Source organism: Enorma phocaeensis, assembly GCF_900186505.1.
GTDB classification, from domain to species: domain Bacteria; phylum Actinomycetota; class Coriobacteriia; order Coriobacteriales; family Coriobacteriaceae; genus Enorma; species Enorma phocaeensis.
The window spans coordinates 442,432-460,368 of sequence record NZ_LT891968.1 but is presented as its reverse complement, the minus strand read 5'-3'; the positions used below and the strand labels follow the sequence as shown (position 1 = coordinate 460,368).

General features: G+C 62.8%; 14 protein-coding genes. 5 read left to right on the top strand and 9 right to left on the bottom strand.

The features are described from left to right. Positions 1-167: 167 nt before the first annotated feature. Both C1717_RS02465 and C1717_RS02460 read left to right on the top strand, forming a co-directional pair. The gene (locus C1717_RS02465) at positions 168-491 is read left to right on the top strand and encodes a type II toxin-antitoxin system RelB/DinJ family antitoxin (RefSeq protein ID WP_102371655.1); all 324 of its coding nucleotides are present in this window, start codon (positions 168-170) and stop codon (positions 489-491) included. Continuing rightward, entirely contained in the window at positions 475-972 is a 498-nt protein-coding gene (locus C1717_RS02460; protein WP_102371654.1) for a PIN domain-containing protein, read from the top strand. The genes C1717_RS02465 and C1717_RS02460 overlap by 17 nt, the downstream gene beginning before the upstream one ends. A 107-nt stretch (positions 973-1,079) precedes the next feature. On the opposite strand, the gene C1717_RS02455 is transcribed toward C1717_RS02460, so the two are convergent. From C1717_RS02455 to thrC, 4 genes are all read right to left on the bottom strand, one after another. After that, positions 1,080-3,308, bottom strand: a complete 2,229-nt coding sequence (locus C1717_RS02455; protein WP_102371653.1) for a YgiQ family radical SAM protein — start codon at positions 3,306-3,308, stop codon at positions 1,080-1,082. A gap of 45 nt (positions 3,309-3,353) precedes the next feature. Further along, positions 3,354-4,577, bottom strand: coding sequence for a YitT family protein (locus C1717_RS02450; protein ID WP_245859366.1), 1,224 nt, complete (start codon positions 4,575-4,577; stop codon positions 3,354-3,356). A gap of 190 nt (positions 4,578-4,767) precedes the next feature. After that, positions 4,768-5,649 (bottom strand): homoserine kinase, encoded by an 882-nt coding sequence (thrB, locus tag C1717_RS02445; protein WP_102371652.1) that lies wholly within the window; start codon positions 5,647-5,649, stop codon positions 4,768-4,770. A gap of 113 nt (positions 5,650-5,762) precedes the next feature. Continuing rightward, positions 5,763-7,382 (bottom strand): threonine synthase, encoded by a 1,620-nt coding sequence (thrC, locus tag C1717_RS02440; RefSeq protein WP_102371768.1) that lies wholly within the window; start codon positions 7,380-7,382, stop codon positions 5,763-5,765. Between the two features lie 96 nt (positions 7,383-7,478). Between thrC and C1717_RS02435 the strand changes: the two genes are divergently transcribed. After that, entirely contained in the window at positions 7,479-8,876 is a 1,398-nt protein-coding gene (locus C1717_RS02435; protein WP_102371651.1) for an aspartate kinase, read from the top strand. Positions 8,877-9,375: 499 nt separating this feature from the next. Then, complete coding sequence (locus C1717_RS02430) at positions 9,376-10,401, top strand: aspartate-semialdehyde dehydrogenase (protein WP_102371650.1); 1,026 nt, start codon at positions 9,376-9,378, stop codon at positions 10,399-10,401. A 139-nt stretch (positions 10,402-10,540) separates the two neighbouring features. Here the strand turns inward: C1717_RS02430 and C1717_RS02425 are convergent, their stop codons facing one another. Together C1717_RS02425 and C1717_RS02420 are read right to left on the bottom strand one after the other, a co-directional pair. Continuing rightward, the gene (locus C1717_RS02425; protein WP_102371649.1) at positions 10,541-14,239 is read right to left on the bottom strand and encodes an ABC transporter permease; all 3,699 of its coding nucleotides are present in this window, start codon (positions 14,237-14,239) and stop codon (positions 10,541-10,543) included. Positions 14,240-14,251: 12 nt separating this feature from the next. Continuing rightward, positions 14,252-14,953, bottom strand: coding sequence for an ABC transporter ATP-binding protein (locus C1717_RS02420; RefSeq protein ID WP_102371648.1), 702 nt, complete (start codon positions 14,951-14,953; stop codon positions 14,252-14,254). Positions 14,954-15,272: 319 nt separating this feature from the next. On the opposite strand from C1717_RS02420, the gene C1717_RS02415 reads away from it, so the two are divergent. After that, positions 15,273-15,818, top strand: coding sequence for a TetR/AcrR family transcriptional regulator (locus C1717_RS02415; protein ID WP_102371647.1), 546 nt, complete (start codon positions 15,273-15,275; stop codon positions 15,816-15,818). A 45-nt stretch (positions 15,819-15,863) separates the two neighbouring features. On the opposite strand, the gene C1717_RS02410 is transcribed toward C1717_RS02415, so the two are convergent. From C1717_RS02410 to C1717_RS02400, 3 genes are all read right to left on the bottom strand, one after another. Next, positions 15,864-16,196 (bottom strand): hypothetical protein, encoded by a 333-nt coding sequence (locus C1717_RS02410; RefSeq protein ID WP_102371646.1) that lies wholly within the window; start codon positions 16,194-16,196, stop codon positions 15,864-15,866. Next, a complete protein-coding gene (locus tag C1717_RS10965; protein WP_146003650.1) occupies positions 16,193-16,420 on the bottom strand; it encodes a LysR family transcriptional regulator in 228 nt (75 codons plus the stop codon). The genes C1717_RS02410 and C1717_RS10965 overlap by 4 nt, the downstream gene beginning before the upstream one ends. Positions 16,421-16,790: 370 nt before the next feature. Next, complete coding sequence (locus tag C1717_RS02400) at positions 16,791-17,870, bottom strand: 6-phosphofructokinase (RefSeq protein WP_102371645.1); 1,080 nt, start codon at positions 17,868-17,870, stop codon at positions 16,791-16,793. Between the last annotated feature and the right edge of the window lie 67 nt (positions 17,871-17,937).

Sequence of the window (17,937 nt, the reverse complement as noted above, 5' to 3'; positions counted from 1 at the left end):
TGCCTGCCCACATGGGCTTCCATGAGTGCTTCGCCCCTATGCATCACATTCGTAGCGACAAGAACGGTATCCAAAGCTTACGGTTCGGAATACGTCTTGTTCTTGTAGGTGACTGTAATACGTAATACAATTGGATATAGCACGCTTTCGCTCATTTGGGGGCAACTATGTCCGATCTTGTTTCCGCGCGCATCGCGCCCGAGATCCGTCGCCAGGGCAACGAGGTACTCGCCCAGCTGGGGTCGTCGCCCAGCGAGCTCATCCGCAGCGCATATGAGTACGTCATAGTGAAGCATCGTCTCCCGGGCGACGAGCTTCGCGACGGGGGCCAGGGAGAAGAAGCCCCCGATGCCGCATCGCTCGACGCGCTGGTGGCATCCATCGCCGAGTCGACGGTAGGCGTGCCCCCTTCCGCGTGGAGCGCCATCGGCGGCGACTACAAGGCGTACATCGCGGCGGAGCGAGAGGCTGAGTATGAAGCTCTTGCTTGATACTTGCGTGCTCATAGATTATTTCGGCTGTCGCGAGCCGTTCTTCGAGGCGTGCAGCTCGCTGCGTATCGCGGAGTGGCATGGGGAGTTCGAGCTCTGGGCGTCCGCGAAGTCGTTTACCGATGTGTTCTACGTGCTCTCTCGCCATGTCCCGTCGGCGGACATCCAACGGGCGTTTCTCGCCTCGGCATCGTTTCTGCATATCGCATCGATAGACGGGAACGACATCGTGCGCGCCGCTCAAGAGGGTTGGGACGATTTCGAGGACTGCCTCGTCGCGCAGGCGGCGAGGAAGATCGGGGCAGACTGGATCATCACGCGAGATGTAGACGGATTCGCTCGGTCGCGTATCCCCGTTATGACACCTGCAGGTGTGGCCGAATGGCTGCGTCGGGAGCGGCATCGAGCGTATGCGGGTGTGGCCATCACGCGCGATATGGTCGAGGCGGCACGGATGTGGGCCGACGATACGGGGCAGTAGCATTTTGCGCCCGGCCGACTGCGTTCGTTGGGTTGGGCTATCGGAGCGAAATCGGCGCGCGAAGTGCTCGCACTTGCAGGATTGGCACCCGGGACCGCGGGTATCTGCTATCCCCTGTGCCCGCCGCGGTTGGCTTCGCGCCCCTGCCCGGCGCGGTTGCGCCCGGCGGCGCTCGACCCGCGCTTTGTTTCCGAGCTTCGTGCACCTGAGCGTCCTTTGGAGCCTTCGTGCTTCGCGCGGTCGGCGCGCGCCCCGCCCTCTGCCCCGTGCCCGGACTTCCGCGTCGCAGACGAGGGCGAGCCGCCGCGTTGCCCGGACGCCCCCGCGTGCCTGCCCGACTTCACCCCGTGCGGGCGCACCGGCCTGATGAGGCACCGGGGCCCGTAGCCGATCAGGTCCTCGCGCCCGGCCTTCAGCAGCGCCTCGCGCACTAGGTCGTAGTTCTCGGGCTTGCGGTACTGGATGAGGGCGCGCTGGAGTGCCTTCTCGTGCGCGGTCTTGGGCACGTAGATGGGCTCCATGGTGCGCGGGTCCACGCCGGTGTAGTACATGCAGGTCGACATCGTGGACGGGGTGGGGTAGAAGTCCTGCACCTGCTCGGGCATGTAGCCCAGGTCGCGGCAGTACTCGGCGAGCTCCACGGCCTCCTTGAGCGTGCTGCCCGGGTGGCTGCTCATGAGGTAGGGCACTAGGTACTGGTCGAGTCCCAGCTCATGGTTCATGTCCCTATAGGCGCGCACGAAGCGATCGTAGACGGCGCGGCTCGGTTTGCCCATGACGGAGAGCACGGCGTCGCTTACATGCTCCGGTGCGACCTTGAGCTGGCCGGAGACGTGATGCGCGCAGAGCTCGCGCAAGAACGTGCGGTCGGGATCGGGGTCCGCCATGACGTAGTCGAAGCGGATGCCGCTACGCACGAAGACCTTCTTAACGCCGGGCAGCTCGCTCAACTCGCGCAGCAGGTGCACGTAGTCGTCGTGCGAGACGTCCATCTGGCGGCAGACCTCGGGCCACAGGCAGCGCCGGTTCACGCATGCTCCGCGCGTGAGCTGCTTTTTGCACGCCGGTTGGCGAAAGTTCGCAGTAGGTCCGCCAACGTCGTGGATGTAGCCCTTAAAGTCGGGATCTTTGGTGATGCGGCGCGCCTCGGCAAGTAGCGATGCGTGGCTGCGCGTCTGCACGATGCGCCCTTGGTGGAAGGTGAGCGCGCAGAAGCTGCACTCGCCAAAGCACCCGCGGTTTGAGATGAGGCTCATCTTGACCTCTTTGAGCGCGGGTACGCCGCCTTCCGCCTCGTAGTCGGGGTGATACGAGCGCGTGTACGGCAGGTCGTAGGCCTCGTCGAACTCAGCTTGGCTGAGCGGCTTGGCGGGTGGGTTCTGCACCACGTAGACATCGTGCGGGTAGGGCTCCACGAGGCGCTTGCCGCTAAACGGGTCCATGTTGCGGTATTGGGTGTTGAAGCTCTTGGCGTAGACGAGCGGGTCGGTCCCAAGCTCGTCCCAGGAGGGCAGCACAACGGCGTCGTAGACGTCGTCAAGCGATCGCGTGCGGTAGACGGTCCCGTCGATGTAGGTGATCTGGTCGATGGGAAGTCCTGCGTCGAGCGCGTCGGCCACCTCGATGATGGGGCGCTCGCCCATGCCGTAGATGATGAGGTCCGCGCCCGCGTCGAGCAATACGGAGCGCTTTAGGCGGTCCTGCCAGTAGTCGTAGTGCGCGAGGCGCCGGAGCGACGCCTCGATGCCGCCCATGATGATGGGCGTGCTCTTGAACGTGCGCCGAATCAGGTTGCCGTAAACCACCGTGGCATGATCTGGCCGTGCGCCCGCCCTCCCGCCCGGGGTGTAGGCGTCGGTGCGGCGCCGGTGCTTGGCCACGCTGTAATGGTTCACCATGGAGTCCATGTTTCCGGCGGAGACGAGAAACGCCAGCCGCGGCTCGCCCAGCACGGCTATGCTCGCGGGATCGCGCCAGTCGGGCTGGGCGATAACGCCCACGCGGTAGCCGTGCGCCTCGAGCAGTCGGCAGATGATTGCCATGCCGAAGCTCGGGTGATCCACGTAGGCATCGCCGCACACATAGACGAAATCGCACCGATCCCAGCCGCGGGCGTCCATGTCAGCGCGGGTCACCGGCAGGAAATCGGCGCGCGTGAGGCCGAGCGCCGTGGGCCCGGCGGGATCCAGCGCCTCGCTTCCCTTCCGCGCGGTGCGGCTCGACGGTCGGGTCTTCTTGCCCGGGTTGTCGGGCTTCCCGGTTTTCGCGCTCGTCACCGCTTTCGGGGTTCGTCCCCCTTGCCTCGTATGATCCTGTTCCACCGGCGTGCGTGCCATCGCTCCTCTTTTCCAGTCTCCTGCCCCCATTGTCGCATGCCTATCTCAGCGCCGGTGGCCGCGTGCTCCGCGCTTGTCGCGCTGGAGCGCACGGTGGCGCACGCGCTCCGGCAGATCGAGCACCGGGTCCTCCTTGGGGGTCTCGGGTACCTCGGTCGGCAGCGGCTCATCGACGGCGGTGCGGTGGAAGTTCCCCACGAAGTCCTCGGTCTTCATGATGTTGATGACGGCGCGGGGGTCGGCAGTGCGCACGAGCTTGATGACATCGCTCGCCTCGTACGACGAGACCACCGTGTTGAGCAGGCTCATCGGCCGGCCGCTGTAGCCTCCCACGCCGTCAGCGCGAAAGACCCCATGTCGGAAGTTCGACGTGTAGGCGTGGCACACTCGCTCGGGATGTTCGGTCGTGATCTGCAGCGTCACGCGCTCGTAGCGATGATAGAAGCTGTCGATGGTCTTGGTCGAGAGGAACTGGAACACGATGGAATACGCCGCGTACTCCCAGCCAAAGATCGCGCCGAAGATCGCGAGCACCATGCAGTTGCCTGCGAAGACATAACCCCAGATGGTCTTGCCTGTCTTGTTGGAGACCATGAGCGCGATGAAATCGGTGCCCGCGGTGGAGGCGCCGCTTTTGAGCGCGAGCGATATGGAGATGCCATAGAGCACCCCGCCGAAGAGCACCATGAGCACGGTGCTGTCGAGCAGGGGCCTGAACGTGCAGGTCTGCAAGAAGAAACTCGCGAGGGCCACCTGAAGCATGGAGAAGATGACGAAGCGCTTGCTGATGGATCTCCAGCACAGCAGTGCCACCGGGAAGTTGAGTGCGAGCATGCCGAGCTGCGTGGGGAACGAGAATCCCACGAGCGATGTCACGCGGTCGATCAAGATGGCGACGCCCGTGAAGCCGGACGAGAGCAGCCCGGCGGGGTTGATGAACGCTTGGATGACGAAAGCTTGCAGCAGTGCGGATATGAAAACGCTGCAGAGCGTGACAAGTCGTCGCACGAACACGTAGCGTCCAAGGTGCTTCACGCGGGCGATGGCCGCCTCGTCAGGCTCGATGGAGATGTCGGCATCGTTCCCTTCTGAGGGAGATGGATCGGTTGAGGGGGATGCTTCGGTCGCCGCTTGTCTTCTAGCGGATGAGCGGGCGGATGGGCCGGGAGGCTCTGGTTGTCGAGAGGCCATATCTTGCGAGGCCTCGTCTCGGGACGCTTCTGTGGACTCGGACTCGGTTGGTGCCGTCGGCGCCTGCTCCTCCGCCATCGCTTGCTCCCTCCAAATAGGGTTCGCCTCGGGTTGGTTGACGCCATCAAGATAACGCGAAGCGTGCGCGGTTCATAGTTCGTGTGGCCGAATCCACGGCAAAGCGACGAGTGCGCGGCGAGCATGCGGAAGGGGAGTCCGTTCGTGCGGTGCGCGCGGGTCGAGCTAAGGCAGCTCGTGTGCCCCTATGCTACAGGTACTCGATCTGAGCCCCGGCGTTATCGCAGGTGAGGATATGCGTTTCGCAGGAAGGGAACTCCTCGCGCAGGCGCACCTGCAAGAACTTGGCCACGATGGTGTCGTCCGTCACGGCCATGAGCGTGGAGCCCGAGCCGGAGATCCAGAGCGTCTTGGCTCCACCCTCGAGGCAGGTGCGGCGGATGGCATCGTAATCGGGGATGAGCTCGCGGCGGTACGGCTCCTGCAGACGATCGTCGTTGGCGGCGGCGATGAGGTTGGTGTCGCCCGTCTCGAGCCCGCGCGTGAGCCCGGCGATGCGGCCCATCTGCCATACCGCCGTCGAGAGCGGCACCTCCTGCGGCACGACCTTGCGCGCCTCGCTCGTGTGGACCTCGTACGGGGGGATGATCGTCACGAATCTCAGACGATCGCTCACCTCGTAGCGCAGGCAGCGCGGCAGCTCGCCTGCCGGCGTGAACGAGCAGACGGCGGCTCCCAGCAGTGCAGGCGCGACGTTGTCGGGGTGGCCCTCGATAGCGGTCGCCATGGCGACGAGCTCCTCGCGCGTGACGGTATGGCGGGTGAGCGCCGCTGCGCCCATGATGCCCGCCACCACGCAGGTCGAGCTCGAGCCCAAGCCGCGTGCGACGGGGATCTCGGTCTGGATGTCGAGCGCGATGGGGAAGGGGTCAACGCCCCAGGTGCCCAGTGCCTGCGTAAACGACTGGTAGACCAGGTTGTCTTCGTTTTGGAACTCCTCGGGGCACCCCGTTATGACGAGCTCGTCGGCGTGGTCGAAGGTGAAGTGCGCATAGAGCGAGACCGCCATGCCGAGCGTATCGTAGCCGATGCCGAGGTTCGCGCTCGTGGCGGGTACCGTGATCTTGATCATTCCCGATGATCCTTTCGATAGAGGCCGCAGTTCTCCATCTCCCGTTGTGTAGTCCTCGCGCTTCGTGCCTCGGAGCTTGCGGCGGGCGCCGCCACAGGAGCCGGTCTTGTGCGTTACAGCTTTGCCGCCGCTTGCTCGACAAAGGAGCCCATCGAATCGATGTCGACCACGTCGTCATGGAGCACGGGGGCGTCTTTGAGCGAGGCGAGTTGAGTGGGCGGGGTGGTGCCGGTCTCCTTCGCGAGCACGTCCATGCAGGCAAAATCGTCTGCCGGGACCTCGATGCCGAGCGCCTCAGCGACCGCGCGAGGGAACTTGTAGGGACTCGCGGTAGACAGGAGCACGCGGGCCTTGGCTGTGGGTGCGGCAGGGAGCTGCGCGAGCACATGGTAGCCGCAGGCGGTGTGCGGGTCGATCAGGTAGCCGTGGTCTTGCCAGCAGGCGCGGATGGCTGCCGCCACCTCGGCCTCGCTCGCCCAGCCGCAGGCGAAGATCTCTTGGATGCGGGCAAGAAGCTCGGGGGGAGCCTCGTAGCGTCCCTTTTCGGCAAGCTCTGCCATAAGGGAGGCGACGAGCTCGCAGTCGCCTCCCGAGAGATGGTAGAGCATGCGCTCGAGGTTCGATGAGATGAGGATGTCCATGGAAGGCGAGGTGGTGGTGAAGAACGGCCGGTTGCGGTCGTAGACGCCCGTGGTCAAGAAGTCGAAGAGCACGTTGTTGGCGTCGCTCGCCACAATGAGCCGGGCGATGGGGAGGCCGAGGAGCTTTGCGTAGTACCCGGCGAGCACATCGCCGAAGTTGCCCGTGGGCACGCAGAACTCGACTTCATCACCTGCCGCGATGGCGCCGGCGCGCATGAGCTGAGCGTAGGCTGCGACATAGTAGACGACCTGCGGAACGAGTCTGCCGATGTTGATGGAGTTCGCGCTGGAAAGCGTCCAGTTGCGCTCGGCAAGGCGCGAGGAAAGGTCCTGATCGGCGAAGATGCGCTTCACGGCGCTCTGCGCGTCGTCGAAGTTGCCGCGGACCGCGCAGACGGCGACGTTGCTGCCAGGTTGCGTGGTCATCTGGAGTTCCTGCACGCGGCTCACCTTGCCTGCGGGGAAAAACACGGTGATGCCGCAACCAGGGGCATCGGCAAAGCCGGCAAGCGCCGCCTTGCCCGTATCGCCCGAGGTGGCGGTGACGACCATGATGCGCTCGGAAGCGGTCGGGGCGGCGTTCTCGCTGGCTGCGCCTGCGCGTGCCATGAGGCGGGGGAGCATCTGCAGCGCCACGTCCTTGAACGCGCTGGTGGGGCCGTGGAAGAGCTCGAGCACGAAGGATGCCGGGCTGTCTGAGGGGGTGCCTGCCGCGCCGTCGGGCTCGGCGCCTGGGGCGCATGAGGCGTCATCGCCGGGCTCGGCGCTCGATCCCCCGTTTTCCGCGCGTGCATCGCCGTCGATGCCGTCGAGCTTCACGACGGGGGTCACCTCGGAACTTGCAAAGGTTCCGCGGTAGGCTTCATCGACGCAGGCGGCAATCTCGTCTGCCGTGTAATCAGGTAGTAACATTGCGAGCACGCGGCGCGCGATGTCGGGATAATCGGAGTCAACCAGCGCGTTTACGTCGAGTTTTTCCAGCTCGAGTTCGTCTGAGACGAACAGCCCCCCGTCTGGGGCGATGCCTAGGCGCACGGCCTCCTTGGCCGAGCATGAAATCGTGCGCGAACGTGTACTATGATACGGTTTCATGCGAAACTCCTCGAATGCCGCCCTTGTTGTCACGCCCATGGTAGCAAAAGCTTGCGTGCGGTCCGTGACCCCGAGCAGAAAGGTAACTTCCTCGTCATGATAAAGGTCGCAAAATTCGGCGGTTCCTCGGTCGCCGACGCCAAGCATTTCAAGCAGATCCGTTCCATCGTCGAGCGCGATGCCGCCCGCCGCTTCATCGTGGTCTCGGCTTGTGGCCGTCGCTACAAGAGCGACTCTAAGGTCACGGACCTGCTCTACCTGGTCAATGCGCACGTACGCTATCACGTTTCCTGCGACGACCTGCTCGACGAGATCGGCCAGCGCTTCTTCGCGATCGCCGATGACCTGGGGCTCAGCTACCCCATTCGCGAGGAGTACGCCGCGTTCGCGGAGCGAGCCAAGCAGGGCGGATATTCCACCGAGGAGCTCGTGAGCCGCGGTGAGTACTTCACGGCGCGCCTCATGGCCGAGTACCTCGGCTTGCCGTTCTTCGATGCGGCGGACGTCGTTGCGTTCCATCACGATGGAACCCTTTCGATGACGCGCACCGAGGAGCTCATCCAGGAGCGCGGCATCCCCGGTGGTTTTGTGATGCCCGGTTTCTACGGCGCCACGCGCGAGGGCCGCATCATGCTGCTCGATCGCGGCGGCGGCGATATCTCCGGTTCGATTCTCGCCAAGTGCCTGGGCGCGGACCTCTACGAGAACTGGACGGATGTGTCGGGCTTCCTCTCAGCAGACCCGCGCATCGTCGAGAGCCCGCAGCCTATCAGCCGAATCACCTATGCCGAGTTGCGCGAGCTCTCCTATATGGGTGCCTCGGTCCTGCACGAGGAAGCCGTGTTCCCGGTCATGGAGGCGGGGATCCCCATCGCAGTGCTCAACACCAACCATCCCGAGGACCAGGGCACCATCATCTCTGACCGCGAGGACTTCGTTGCCGACGAGCCCATCATTACCGGCGTGACCGGCAAGCGCAACTTCGTGGCAGTTCACATCATGAAGGACCATATGTCCAACGAGGTGGGCCTTATCCGCCGCGTGCTCTCGATCTTCGAGCGCTATCGCGTTTCGATTGAGCACATCCCGTCGGGCATCGACTCGTTTGCCGTGGTGGTGCAGGGCGAGGACGTCAAAGACTCGCTGTGGTCGATCGTCGCGGACATCAAGACCGAGGTCAAGCCGGATAAGATCAAGGTCGTCGACGACCTCGCGCTCATCTCTACCGTTGGCCGCAACATGATCGGGCGCCCCGGTGTGTCGGGGAGCCTGTTCGCCGCGCTCGGCCAGGAGGGTATCTCGATTCGCATGATCGCCCAGGGCTCCGATGAGATCAACATCATCGTGGGCGTGCGGGATGAGGATTTCGAGCGTGCGATTCGCGCTGTGTACCAGGCATTTTCTGATGGTGACCATCTGCTGGAGCTCTCGGATCTCAAGCGTGCCGAGGAGGCTGCACGGGCGGAGACCGCGGTGCTTACGGGCGGGCAGTAGGTCGCGACAAGGAAGCCGGGGCAGGCCGGCGGCGAGGAAGCCAAAATGTCCATTCTCCGGCATCTCGGTGACGCTTCAATTCTCGAGGTCCGGGAAAATGGACAGAATCAGACTCTCAGGGGCCTAATCTGGCTATCCAGCGGCATCTCGATGAATTCTCCCTGCGCGGAAGCATCTCGAGATGCGGTGAAATGGACATTTTCAAGCAGCAGGCTAGGTATTCTAAAGATACGAGGGGATGACGGTGGCCGCAGGAGTGCGGGAAAGCCAAGGGGGATGACGGCGGCCGCAGGAGTGCGGGAAAGCCGAGGGGAACGATGGTGACAGCGCGAGTACGGACAGCCGAGAGACCTTCATGTTGTTGACGGCATTCGCGCATTAACGCGGCGCGCCCAATCTTTCATTCCGTTATCATGCTGAAACACTGCTGCGCTAGGCTGGTGCCCAACACTGGGAGCCGTTGCCACCGCTGCGCCGGCCCGATGATCCGGAGGATTCCATGAAGCAGTACACGATCGCTATTTTGGGTGCGACCGGAGCGGTCGGCACGCAGATGCTCCAGTGCCTGGACGAGCAGCAGATTCCCATTGGTGAGCTGCGTTTGCTTGCGAGCGCGCGCAGCGTTGGCAAGACGGTGGAGTTCCAAGGGCGGTCCGTTGCCATCCAGGAGGCGCGCCCGGAGGCGTTTGCAGGATGCGACTTTGTGCTTGGCGCGGCGGACGATGCCATCGCTCGCGAGCTGCTTCCCAAGGCAGTCGACGCCGGGGCCATCGTGATCGATAACAGCCATGCCTTCCGTCTTGACCCCGACGTGCCGCTCGTGGTGCCCGAGGTCAACGGCGCGGATGCTCTGAACCACAAGGGCCTCATCGCCAACCCCAACTGCGCAACGATCATCGGCCTCGTGCCGACTTGGCCGCTACACCAGCTTGCCGGCGTGACGCGCATGGTTGTCTCGACCTATCAGGCCGCGAGCGGTGCCGGAGCTCCCGGCATGTCTGAGCTCGAGGCGCAGATGGAGGCCATCGGCCGCGGCGAGGAGGTTCCCGCACCCAAGGCGTTTGCGGCGCAGCTTGCGAGCAACCTGATTCCGCAGATCGGCGGGTTCGATGACGAAGGCTACACCTCGGAGGAGATGAAGCTGCAAAACGAGGGTCGCAAGATCATGCATCTGCCCGACCTGCGCGTGAACTGCACCTGCGTGCGCGTGCCCGTGTTCCGCTCGCATTCGGAGAGCATTACGCTTGAGTTCGAGCGCGACATCACGGTGGACGAGGCGCGCGCGGCGCTCGCTGCCGCCCCGGGCGTCAAGCTCGTGGACGACCGCGTCGCCCTGAGCGCGCACGATCGCTATCCCATGCCCATCGACACTTCCGACCAGGATCTGATTTGGGTCGGTCGCGTACGCCGCGACATCTCGAATCCCAATCCGAATCGAGGAATCACGTTCTGGTGCTGCGGAGATCAAATCCGCAAGGGCGCGGCGACCAACGCGGTCCAGATTCTCAAGCTGCTGGCACAATAGGGCGCTTGGCCGGCGGGAGATCTCGCCTCGAGCCATCGCTCTTTCGACGATGTTGCCGCCGGCGCAAATCCAGCGCTGCGTAAATCGCGGCGCGGCAAACCATGCCGTCTAAAGCGACGGCCACGCTACCCTGCGCTCGTTACTCCACGCTCTTGAGCGCTTCAATCATGTCGATGCGGTTGAGCGTGCGGTTGGTGATGAGATTCACGGCGAGCGCGAATACCAGCGGCAGCACGGCGGCGAGTGCATAGCTTAGCGGCGTCACCACGGTGAGGAAGCTGATCGATGGCATCTTGAGCGAATGCAGAAGCAAGTCGCCGAGGATATAACCAAAGGGCAGCCCGCATACGATTCCGATGATCGTGAGAATGACGGTCTCTTTGTTCACGTAGTGGTGCACCTCGTTCGGGCGGAATCCGAGCACCTTGATGGTGGCAAGCTCGCGCTCGCGTTCGGAGATGTTGGTGGTCGAGAGCGTGAAGAGCACCGCGAAGGCGAGCGCCGCGGCCATGCCGAGCACGATCACCACGACGGCGTTGATAAGCATGAACGAGTTCGAGAAATCCTCGGCGAGCTCCTCGGTGCTGGTGGCCGAAAGGAAGCGGCTGTCGTCGGAGAGATCGGCAGTAAGCGACGCCTCGGCATCAGCGACATCGCTGCAGCGGATGAGCATGCCGTTTGCTTGGAACACGCCGTTGTCATCGAGGGCGCTCGCCTGGTCACCAAACGCCTCGAGGTATGCCGAGCGCGTAAGGTACACATAGTTGCCCAGGTAGTTGCGGGTGATGTGTGCCACCTTGAGGTCGGATTGCTCAAGTTGCGAATCCTGGAGCTCGATGGTATCGCCCACATCGAATCCGAGCACCTCGGCAGCGTTCTGCGTGATGACGGCTCCGCTCTCCGGCAAATCGATGCTTGCCTGCGTGTCGCGGCTGGAAAGGCTCACGAAGCGCGAGAACTCGTTCGACGCAGCATAGTCATCGGGTACGACGATGAGCTGGATGGTTTCCTCGGCATTGCCGAATTTGATCGTCGCCGAATCGATATAGATGTCGATGACTTCCTCGACGCGCTCGTCGGCTTCAAGCTCGCGCAGCGCATCGCTATGATCGGCAGTCTCTGTTGCCGTAAGGATGCTGTAATGGGATATGCGCTCGTATTGCTCCGGAACAAGCTCGGCTACGGAGTCCTTGATGGCAAAGCCGCATACGATGAGCGCTGTGCAGCCCAGGATGCCTGCGACCGTCATGAAGAAGCGGCGCTTATAGCGGAAGAGATTGCGCGCCGTGACCTTGTTCAGGAAGGAGAGGCGCCGCCAGATGACGGGTATGCGTTCCAAGAAGATGCGCGAGCCGGATTTGGGCGCCTTGGGGCGCATGAGTTCGGCGGGCGTGCGGCGTACTTCCGAACGGCAGGCAAGGTACGCCGTACCACCGATTGCGACCACGAAGATTGCCGTGCCGCCGATGCCGTAGAGCGCTTCGAACGCGAAGCCGTAGCTTGGCAGCAGGTACATGATGTCGAAGATGGTGAAGATGAATGCCGGCAGCGCGATGAAGCCGAGGAAGAGTCCAAAGAGACTGCCCAGAATGCTCGCTGCCAGCGCATATGTGAGGTACTTGGAGAAGATCTCGCCGTTACGGTAGCCGAGTGCCTTGTACGTGCCGATGAGTCCACGCTCCTCTTCGACGAGGCGCGTGATGGTGGTGAGCGAGACGAGCGCCGCCACCACGAGGAAGACGATGGGGAAGAGCGTGCCAATCGCCTCGATCGAATCGGCGTCGCTCGCGATGGACGAGTAGCTGGAAAGAGAAGATCGCGTCTGGACGTACCAGGTCGCAGCGTCGATGTCGTCGATCTCGGCTTGGGCATCGGCGAGCTCGGCTTCAGCCTCGGCGAACCCCTCGTCTGCCTCGGCGCGACCGTCTTGCCATTCCGCGAGGCCGTCGAGGTATTCTGCCATGCCGTCCTCGTATTCGGCGCGACCGCGGTCAAGTTCCGCTTGTGCGTCGATGAGCGCCTGCCGTGCTGCTGGCAACGCCGCCGCTCCGGCCTCGAGTTCGGCTTCGGCACTCTCCATCTCTGCGCGCCCTTCGGCAACTCCCGCGTAGAACGCTTGCCATGCGGACTCTTCGATTTGTGAGAACTCCGCTTCTGCTTGCGCTTCGGCTGCAGGAAGGGCTTGGTCAAGCGCTGCTTGGCGCGCGGTGTCTATGGCTGCATCGATGGCCTTCTGGCGCCCTTCTTCCAGGGCGTCGTCAAGGGAGTTGACCGTTTCCCAGAGTTCGGCTGCATTCGTTTCCTGTTCAAGCAGGGATTGGAGCGCATCAAGGCCGCCAGTCTGCGCATCGAGGGCATCGATCGTGTCCTGGTGCTCGTCGCGCTGGCCTTCAAGCGCAACGATCTGGTTCTCCAGTTCTGCCTTGGTGCTCTCATACGAAGGGTCTGTCTGATCGAGTTCGGCGATCTGCAGCTCAATCTCCTCGATCTGGGCGTTGATTTCATCAATCGCTTGTTCTGCAGCAGTGTAAGCATCAACATTGGCGCTCGTTTGCTCGATGGCGGCTTCCAGTGCATCGAGCGTGCCCCATTGCTGTTGAATGGGGGAGAGCTGTGCGGCAAGGGCCTCGCGGTACGCGAGGAGCTGCTTCACATCCTCTTGTTCCTCAAAAGCGGCGATGGCCTGCTGCTCGATTATCGGGCGCATCTGCTCGATCTGCGATTCCACGGTTGCCGTTGCCTGGGTTCGGGCGGCCTCAAGCGCCTGCGTGTGACCATCTTCCAGCGTGCTTTCGAGTTCCGCGCGAGCGGTGATGGTACGTTGCTCGAATTGCACCCATCCATCGGCTAGCTGTGCACGTCCATCGACGATGTCCTGTTCGCCTTCGTGGTACTCGGCCCAGCCGTCGTCTATCTGCGCTTGGCCATCCACGATCTCCTGGAGCGCATCGCCCAGCTGGCGAGCGGCGTCTTCGAGTTCGGCCCAGCCATCGGCGAGTTCCGCCTCGGCATCGGTGCGTTCTTCCTCGTATTCGGCGCGCGCGTCATCGAGTTCTGCCTGGGCTTCCTCCTTGACCGCTGATGTGCGCGCAGCCTCGCGGTCGGCGCGGATGTCGTCTTCGATGCGATCGGTCACCGTGCGCACGCACTCAGAATAGGCATCCGAGTAAGTGGACAGCGCGGTTGCTCCCTCGACGGTCAGGTAGACGGCTGTGTAGGTATCTGACTCCACAGCCTCGGGTGAGGTGATGAAGGTGTAGTCGGCGCTTGAGTTCGATCGGAACGAGAGCTCGGGGTTGCTCACATCCATCGCATCGACCATGATGCCGCAGATGCGATAGGGATGGCGCGCGAAGACCGCTTCGTCTTCGTTTTCTGCCTCGGCAATCTCTACGGTATCACCGATCTCCAGCCCGCTTGCATCGATGAACTCTTGGGTTACTGCCACCTCATCGGCGGTGTCAGGCAGGTCCCCCTCGATGAGGAAGGGTTCGTTCAGCCCCTGCGACGAACGAGCTTTCACCTCTACCGTGGCGCGCGCCCCGTCGATATCCGTGTACGTGGTCTCGCTCCAGGTGCCCTCTGCTGTTTTCACGCCTTCGACTTCTTCAAGCGCTGCGACGTCATCGTCATCGAGGCCCAGCGTGGAAAGGACTTGGATGTCGAAGAGCCTCTGCGTGTCGAAGAACGCGTCCGCAGCGTTGCGCAAATCGGTGCACGAGGCACGTAGACCGCAGAACATCGCCACGCCCAGTGCGCAGATGACGCCGATTGCCACGAACCGCTTGAGGTTGCCCCGTATGGTGCGTGCTATGTCCTTGCGAAACGCCGAGATCATGAGCTTTTCGCCTTACCACTCGATCTCGGAGATCGGTTTGGGGTGGGCATTCAGGCTCATCTCGGTCACGCGGCCGCTCTTGAAGCGGATGAGGCGGTCTGCCATGGGCGCGAGCGCCGAGTTATGCGTGATGATGATCACCGTGATGCCGTCGTGCCGGCAGGTGTCTTGCAAGAGCTGCAGAATCTGCTTGCCGGTCTGGTAGTCGAGCGCGCCGGTGGGCTCGTCGCAGAGGAGGAGCTTGGGGTTCTTGGCGATGGCGCGCGCGATGGAGACGCGCTGCTGCTCGCCGCCGGATAGCTGGGCGGGGAAGTTGTTCAGGCGGTTTTCAAGGCCGACCTTGGCGAGCGATTCCGCGGCATCGAGCGCATCAGGGCATACCTGCGCCGCGAGCTCGACGTTCTCAAGTGCGGTGAGGTTGGGCACGAGGTTGTAGAACTGGAACACGAAGCCCACGTCGGTGCGACGGTACTCGACGAGCTCGCGCTCGCTTGCGTGCGTGATGTTGCGGCCGTCCACCATGACCGTGCCCGAGGTTGCGGTATCCATACCACCCAAGATGTTGAGCGCTGTGGTCTTTCCCGCTCCCGACGCGCCCAGGATGACGGCGAGCTCGCCGCGCTCTACCGAAAAAGACGCTCCGTCGAGCGCGTGAATCAGCGTTTCGCCGCTTCCGTAGGCTTTGATGACATCGTTGAATTCGATATACGCCATGGTGCAACCAATCTAGCAGGCAGTGGCGAACGACTACGTCCCTGAAAGCCGCCTTTGCACTCGTGGCGTCGACGGCTTGCCGCGTGCGTCGTGCGATGGCTGTCCGCACATTCACTCGACAGCGTGTTGTCTAACCGTAGTATAGTGGAGGCAAGGGGGCGCTTCGAGGAGCCCTCGACACTGCAGGGGAAATTGTCGAGCGATCGTTGCTCCGATGCGCTTGTGCATGCAGAAGATCTGCTTCGTGCGGACGGTGCGCATGAGCGTAAGGCGCAGGGAGCGCCCATCTGAGATGCGTTCATCATGGGAAGGTGATGAGATGGCCACCAAGCAGCCGCAGGTAACCGAGCAGACGCGCGCGAATCTCACGCAGGCGTTCTGGTCCCTTTACCTGGAGAAGCCCATCGAGAAGATCACCATCCGCGAGATAACGGACCGCGCGGGCTACAACCGCGCGACGTTCTACCTCTACTATCGCGACGTGTACGACCTGTTCGATCAGTTCGAGGAGGGCGTGCTCGGCAAGGTGCGCACCTTGGTCAACGAGCATCTCATGCATGATGAGACGCTCAACCTCAAGCAGCACATGGGTCTTATCGTGGAGCTTGCCCAGCAGTTCGACGGCTACCTGCCACGCCTCATGAGCGGGGACCCATCGTTCAGCGAACGCCTGAAAGCGGTGATTACGCCGCTGCTCGATCGCTTCATCCTAAACGAGGTCGCCCTCACCGAGGATGAGCGTCGGCTCCTACGCGAGTTCTACGCGAGTGGCCTGCTCGCCTCGATCAATGCCTGGATGACCGCGCCCGACCGCATACCCCTGAGCGCGTTCATCGACCTCATCGTGGGTACCGTGCTGCCGTAGCGAATCGCGTTGCCCTAGCGAATCGCGCTGTCGATGCGCACCCATTCAGCTGAATTGCTCGATCGACAGGTAGTACTCGCCGATCAAGTTCATGAGCTCTTTCGTGAACTGGGCTTGATGGCGGGAGGGGAGGCAGCTGAGCGAGAGCTGCAGCGCCAGCTGCTCATCTGCCAGATAGACGGGCAGTATCAGCAGATCATCCGGTCGGTCTTGCATATCGGCGATGAGGCTCGTGGTGGTCGTGAAGGTAGCGGGGCTGCCTGCGAGGCACATCTCAAAACCGATTCTGAAATTCGATGCGGTCACAACGGTGTTCGGTTGTGCGCCGGCGGACTGATAGGCGCGGCGAACATAATCGGCGACGCGGTTATCCATCATGCATACGGGCACGCGTTCCAGCAGTTTAAGGTCCGCGCGTCCGTTAAGCTCAGCGACATGCGCAAGGCGTTTTGATCGCTCTCGCATACCCGTTTTGCGTGATCAAGCACGAGCCTGCTCGCAGGCGTGAGCGATGGCTCTGTGCCGCGCACCAAGAGCTTGGTGCCGTAGTAGCGTTCCAAGCGAGCAAGGTGGTTGCTGAGCGTTTGCTGCGAGATGAACAAAGGAACTACCTTGTATCTCGCGAGGGCGAAGTTCTTTCATTGTGCAATCCTTGCTGGTTGCTTGCGCAGCTGCGCTTCGGCTGTCTTGGCGGTGGTCGTTTGCGATTCTGTTGCGTACACTGCGATGCGCGAGCAGAATCATCGCAGGTAGCCGGAGTGTCCACGTTTTGGCTAGTCACTCAATTGCCCGAGAACCACCGCCAAGATGATCGAACTGGAAAAGTCCTGTGCGAATTCCCCCTCTCAGTCGCTCGAGAACGCGAAACGCGGCGCCCCCGCTGGGGAAGGCGCCGCGTCGAGGCATCGAATAGCCGCTTATTAATTGCATTGGCCGCGTTTCGTTTACGCGCTGCAGGATGCGTGCCGCCTGCTACTCATCTCCGAAGCTGATGCCAAGCGCCTTTGCCTCACGGATAAGGTCGCAGTTGGGATCGACGTACTTGAGCTTGCCTGCCACCTCGGCGAGCGGCACGCGGCACATGCGGCGTTCGCGCTGCGCCACCATGAAACCGAACTCGCCCTCCAAGCAGCCGAGTGCCGCTTCCACGCCGCATTGCGTCGCGAAGATGCGGTCCTGAGCATCGGGGATGCCGCCGCGCTGCGTGTGGCCGGGGATGGCGACGCGGGTCTCGCGGCCGGTGCGGGCCTCGACCTCTTTGGCGATGTCGTACACGATGGACGGGCTCGTGCGCGCGGCAACCTTCTTCTTGTACTCCTTCTTGGGCAAGTTGGCGTCTGCCTTGGAGATGGCGCCCTCCGCTACGGCGATGATGGTGAAGCGGCTGCCCGTGGCCATGCGCTTCTCGATGGTCTTGATGACGTTGTCCATGTCGTAGGGGATCTCGGGGATGAGGATCACGTCCGCGCCACCCGCCACGCCGGCATACAGCGGAATCCAGCCCACCTTGTGGCCCATGATCTCGATTACGAACACGCGGCCGTGCGAGCTCGCCGTAGTGTGGATGTCGTCGATGCACTTGGTGGCGATCTCCACGGCGCTCGTGAAGCCGAAGGTCATCTCGGTGCCCCAGGTGTCGTTGTCGATGGTCTTGGGTAGCGCGATGACGTTGAGGCCCTCCTGAGACAGGCGGTTCGCCGTCTTGGTGGAGCCGTTGCCGCCCAGCATGAACAGGCAGTTGAGGTTGAGGTCGTGGTAGGTCTGCTTCATGGCGGGCACCTTTTCCACGCCATCGGCCTCGGGGATGTCGAGACGCTTGAACGGCGTGCGGCTCGTTCCCAGGATGGTGCCGCCGCGTGTGAGGATGTCGCTGAAGTCATGCGCGTCCATCTTGCGGTACCGGCGGTAGATCATGCCCTGGTAGCCGTCCTCGAAGCCGTAGATCTCGACGGGCTCCGGGCTCTTGGTGATGAGCGTCTTCACAATGCCGCGCATAGTCGCGTTGAGCGCCTGGCAGTCGCCGCCGCTCGTGAGCAGTCCGATACGGAGCATAGTAGTCCTTCCTCTCCCAAAAACACGCGTCAACCAGTGTACCCCTTGCCGCGGCAAGGGGTACCGA

What these genes read in the sequence shown, in the direction of transcription:
- C1717_RS02465 (WP_102371655.1), top strand. Translation starts at nt 168, where the DNA reads ATGTCCGATCTTGTTTCCGCGCGCATCGCGCCCGAGATCCGTCGCCAG.
- C1717_RS02460 (WP_102371654.1), top strand. Translation starts at nt 475, where the DNA reads ATGAAGCTCTTGCTTGATACTTGCGTGCTCATAGATTATTTCGGCTGT.
- C1717_RS02455 (WP_102371653.1), bottom strand. Translation starts at nt 3,308, where the DNA reads ATGGCACGCACGCCGGTGGAACAGGATCATACGAGGCAAGGGGGACGA.
- C1717_RS02450 (WP_245859366.1), bottom strand. Translation starts at nt 4,577, where the DNA reads ATGGCGGAGGAGCAGGCGCCGACGGCACCAACCGAGTCCGAGTCCACA.
- thrB (WP_102371652.1), bottom strand. Translation starts at nt 5,649, where the DNA reads ATGATCAAGATCACGGTACCCGCCACGAGCGCGAACCTCGGCATCGGC.
- thrC (WP_102371768.1), bottom strand. Translation starts at nt 7,382, where the DNA reads ATGAAACCGTATCATAGTACACGTTCGCGCACGATTTCATGCTCGGCC.
- C1717_RS02435 (WP_102371651.1), top strand. Translation starts at nt 7,479, where the DNA reads ATGATAAAGGTCGCAAAATTCGGCGGTTCCTCGGTCGCCGACGCCAAG.
- C1717_RS02430 (WP_102371650.1), top strand. Translation starts at nt 9,376, where the DNA reads ATGAAGCAGTACACGATCGCTATTTTGGGTGCGACCGGAGCGGTCGGC.
- C1717_RS02425 (WP_102371649.1), bottom strand. Translation starts at nt 14,239, where the DNA reads ATGATCTCGGCGTTTCGCAAGGACATAGCACGCACCATACGGGGCAAC.
- C1717_RS02420 (WP_102371648.1), bottom strand. Translation starts at nt 14,953, where the DNA reads ATGGCGTATATCGAATTCAACGATGTCATCAAAGCCTACGGAAGCGGC.
- C1717_RS02415 (WP_102371647.1), top strand. Translation starts at nt 15,273, where the DNA reads ATGGCCACCAAGCAGCCGCAGGTAACCGAGCAGACGCGCGCGAATCTC.
- C1717_RS02410 (WP_102371646.1), bottom strand. Translation starts at nt 16,196, where the DNA reads ATGATGGATAACCGCGTCGCCGATTATGTTCGCCGCGCCTATCAGTCC.
- C1717_RS02400 (WP_102371645.1), bottom strand. Translation starts at nt 17,870, where the DNA reads ATGCTCCGTATCGGACTGCTCACGAGCGGCGGCGACTGCCAGGCGCTC.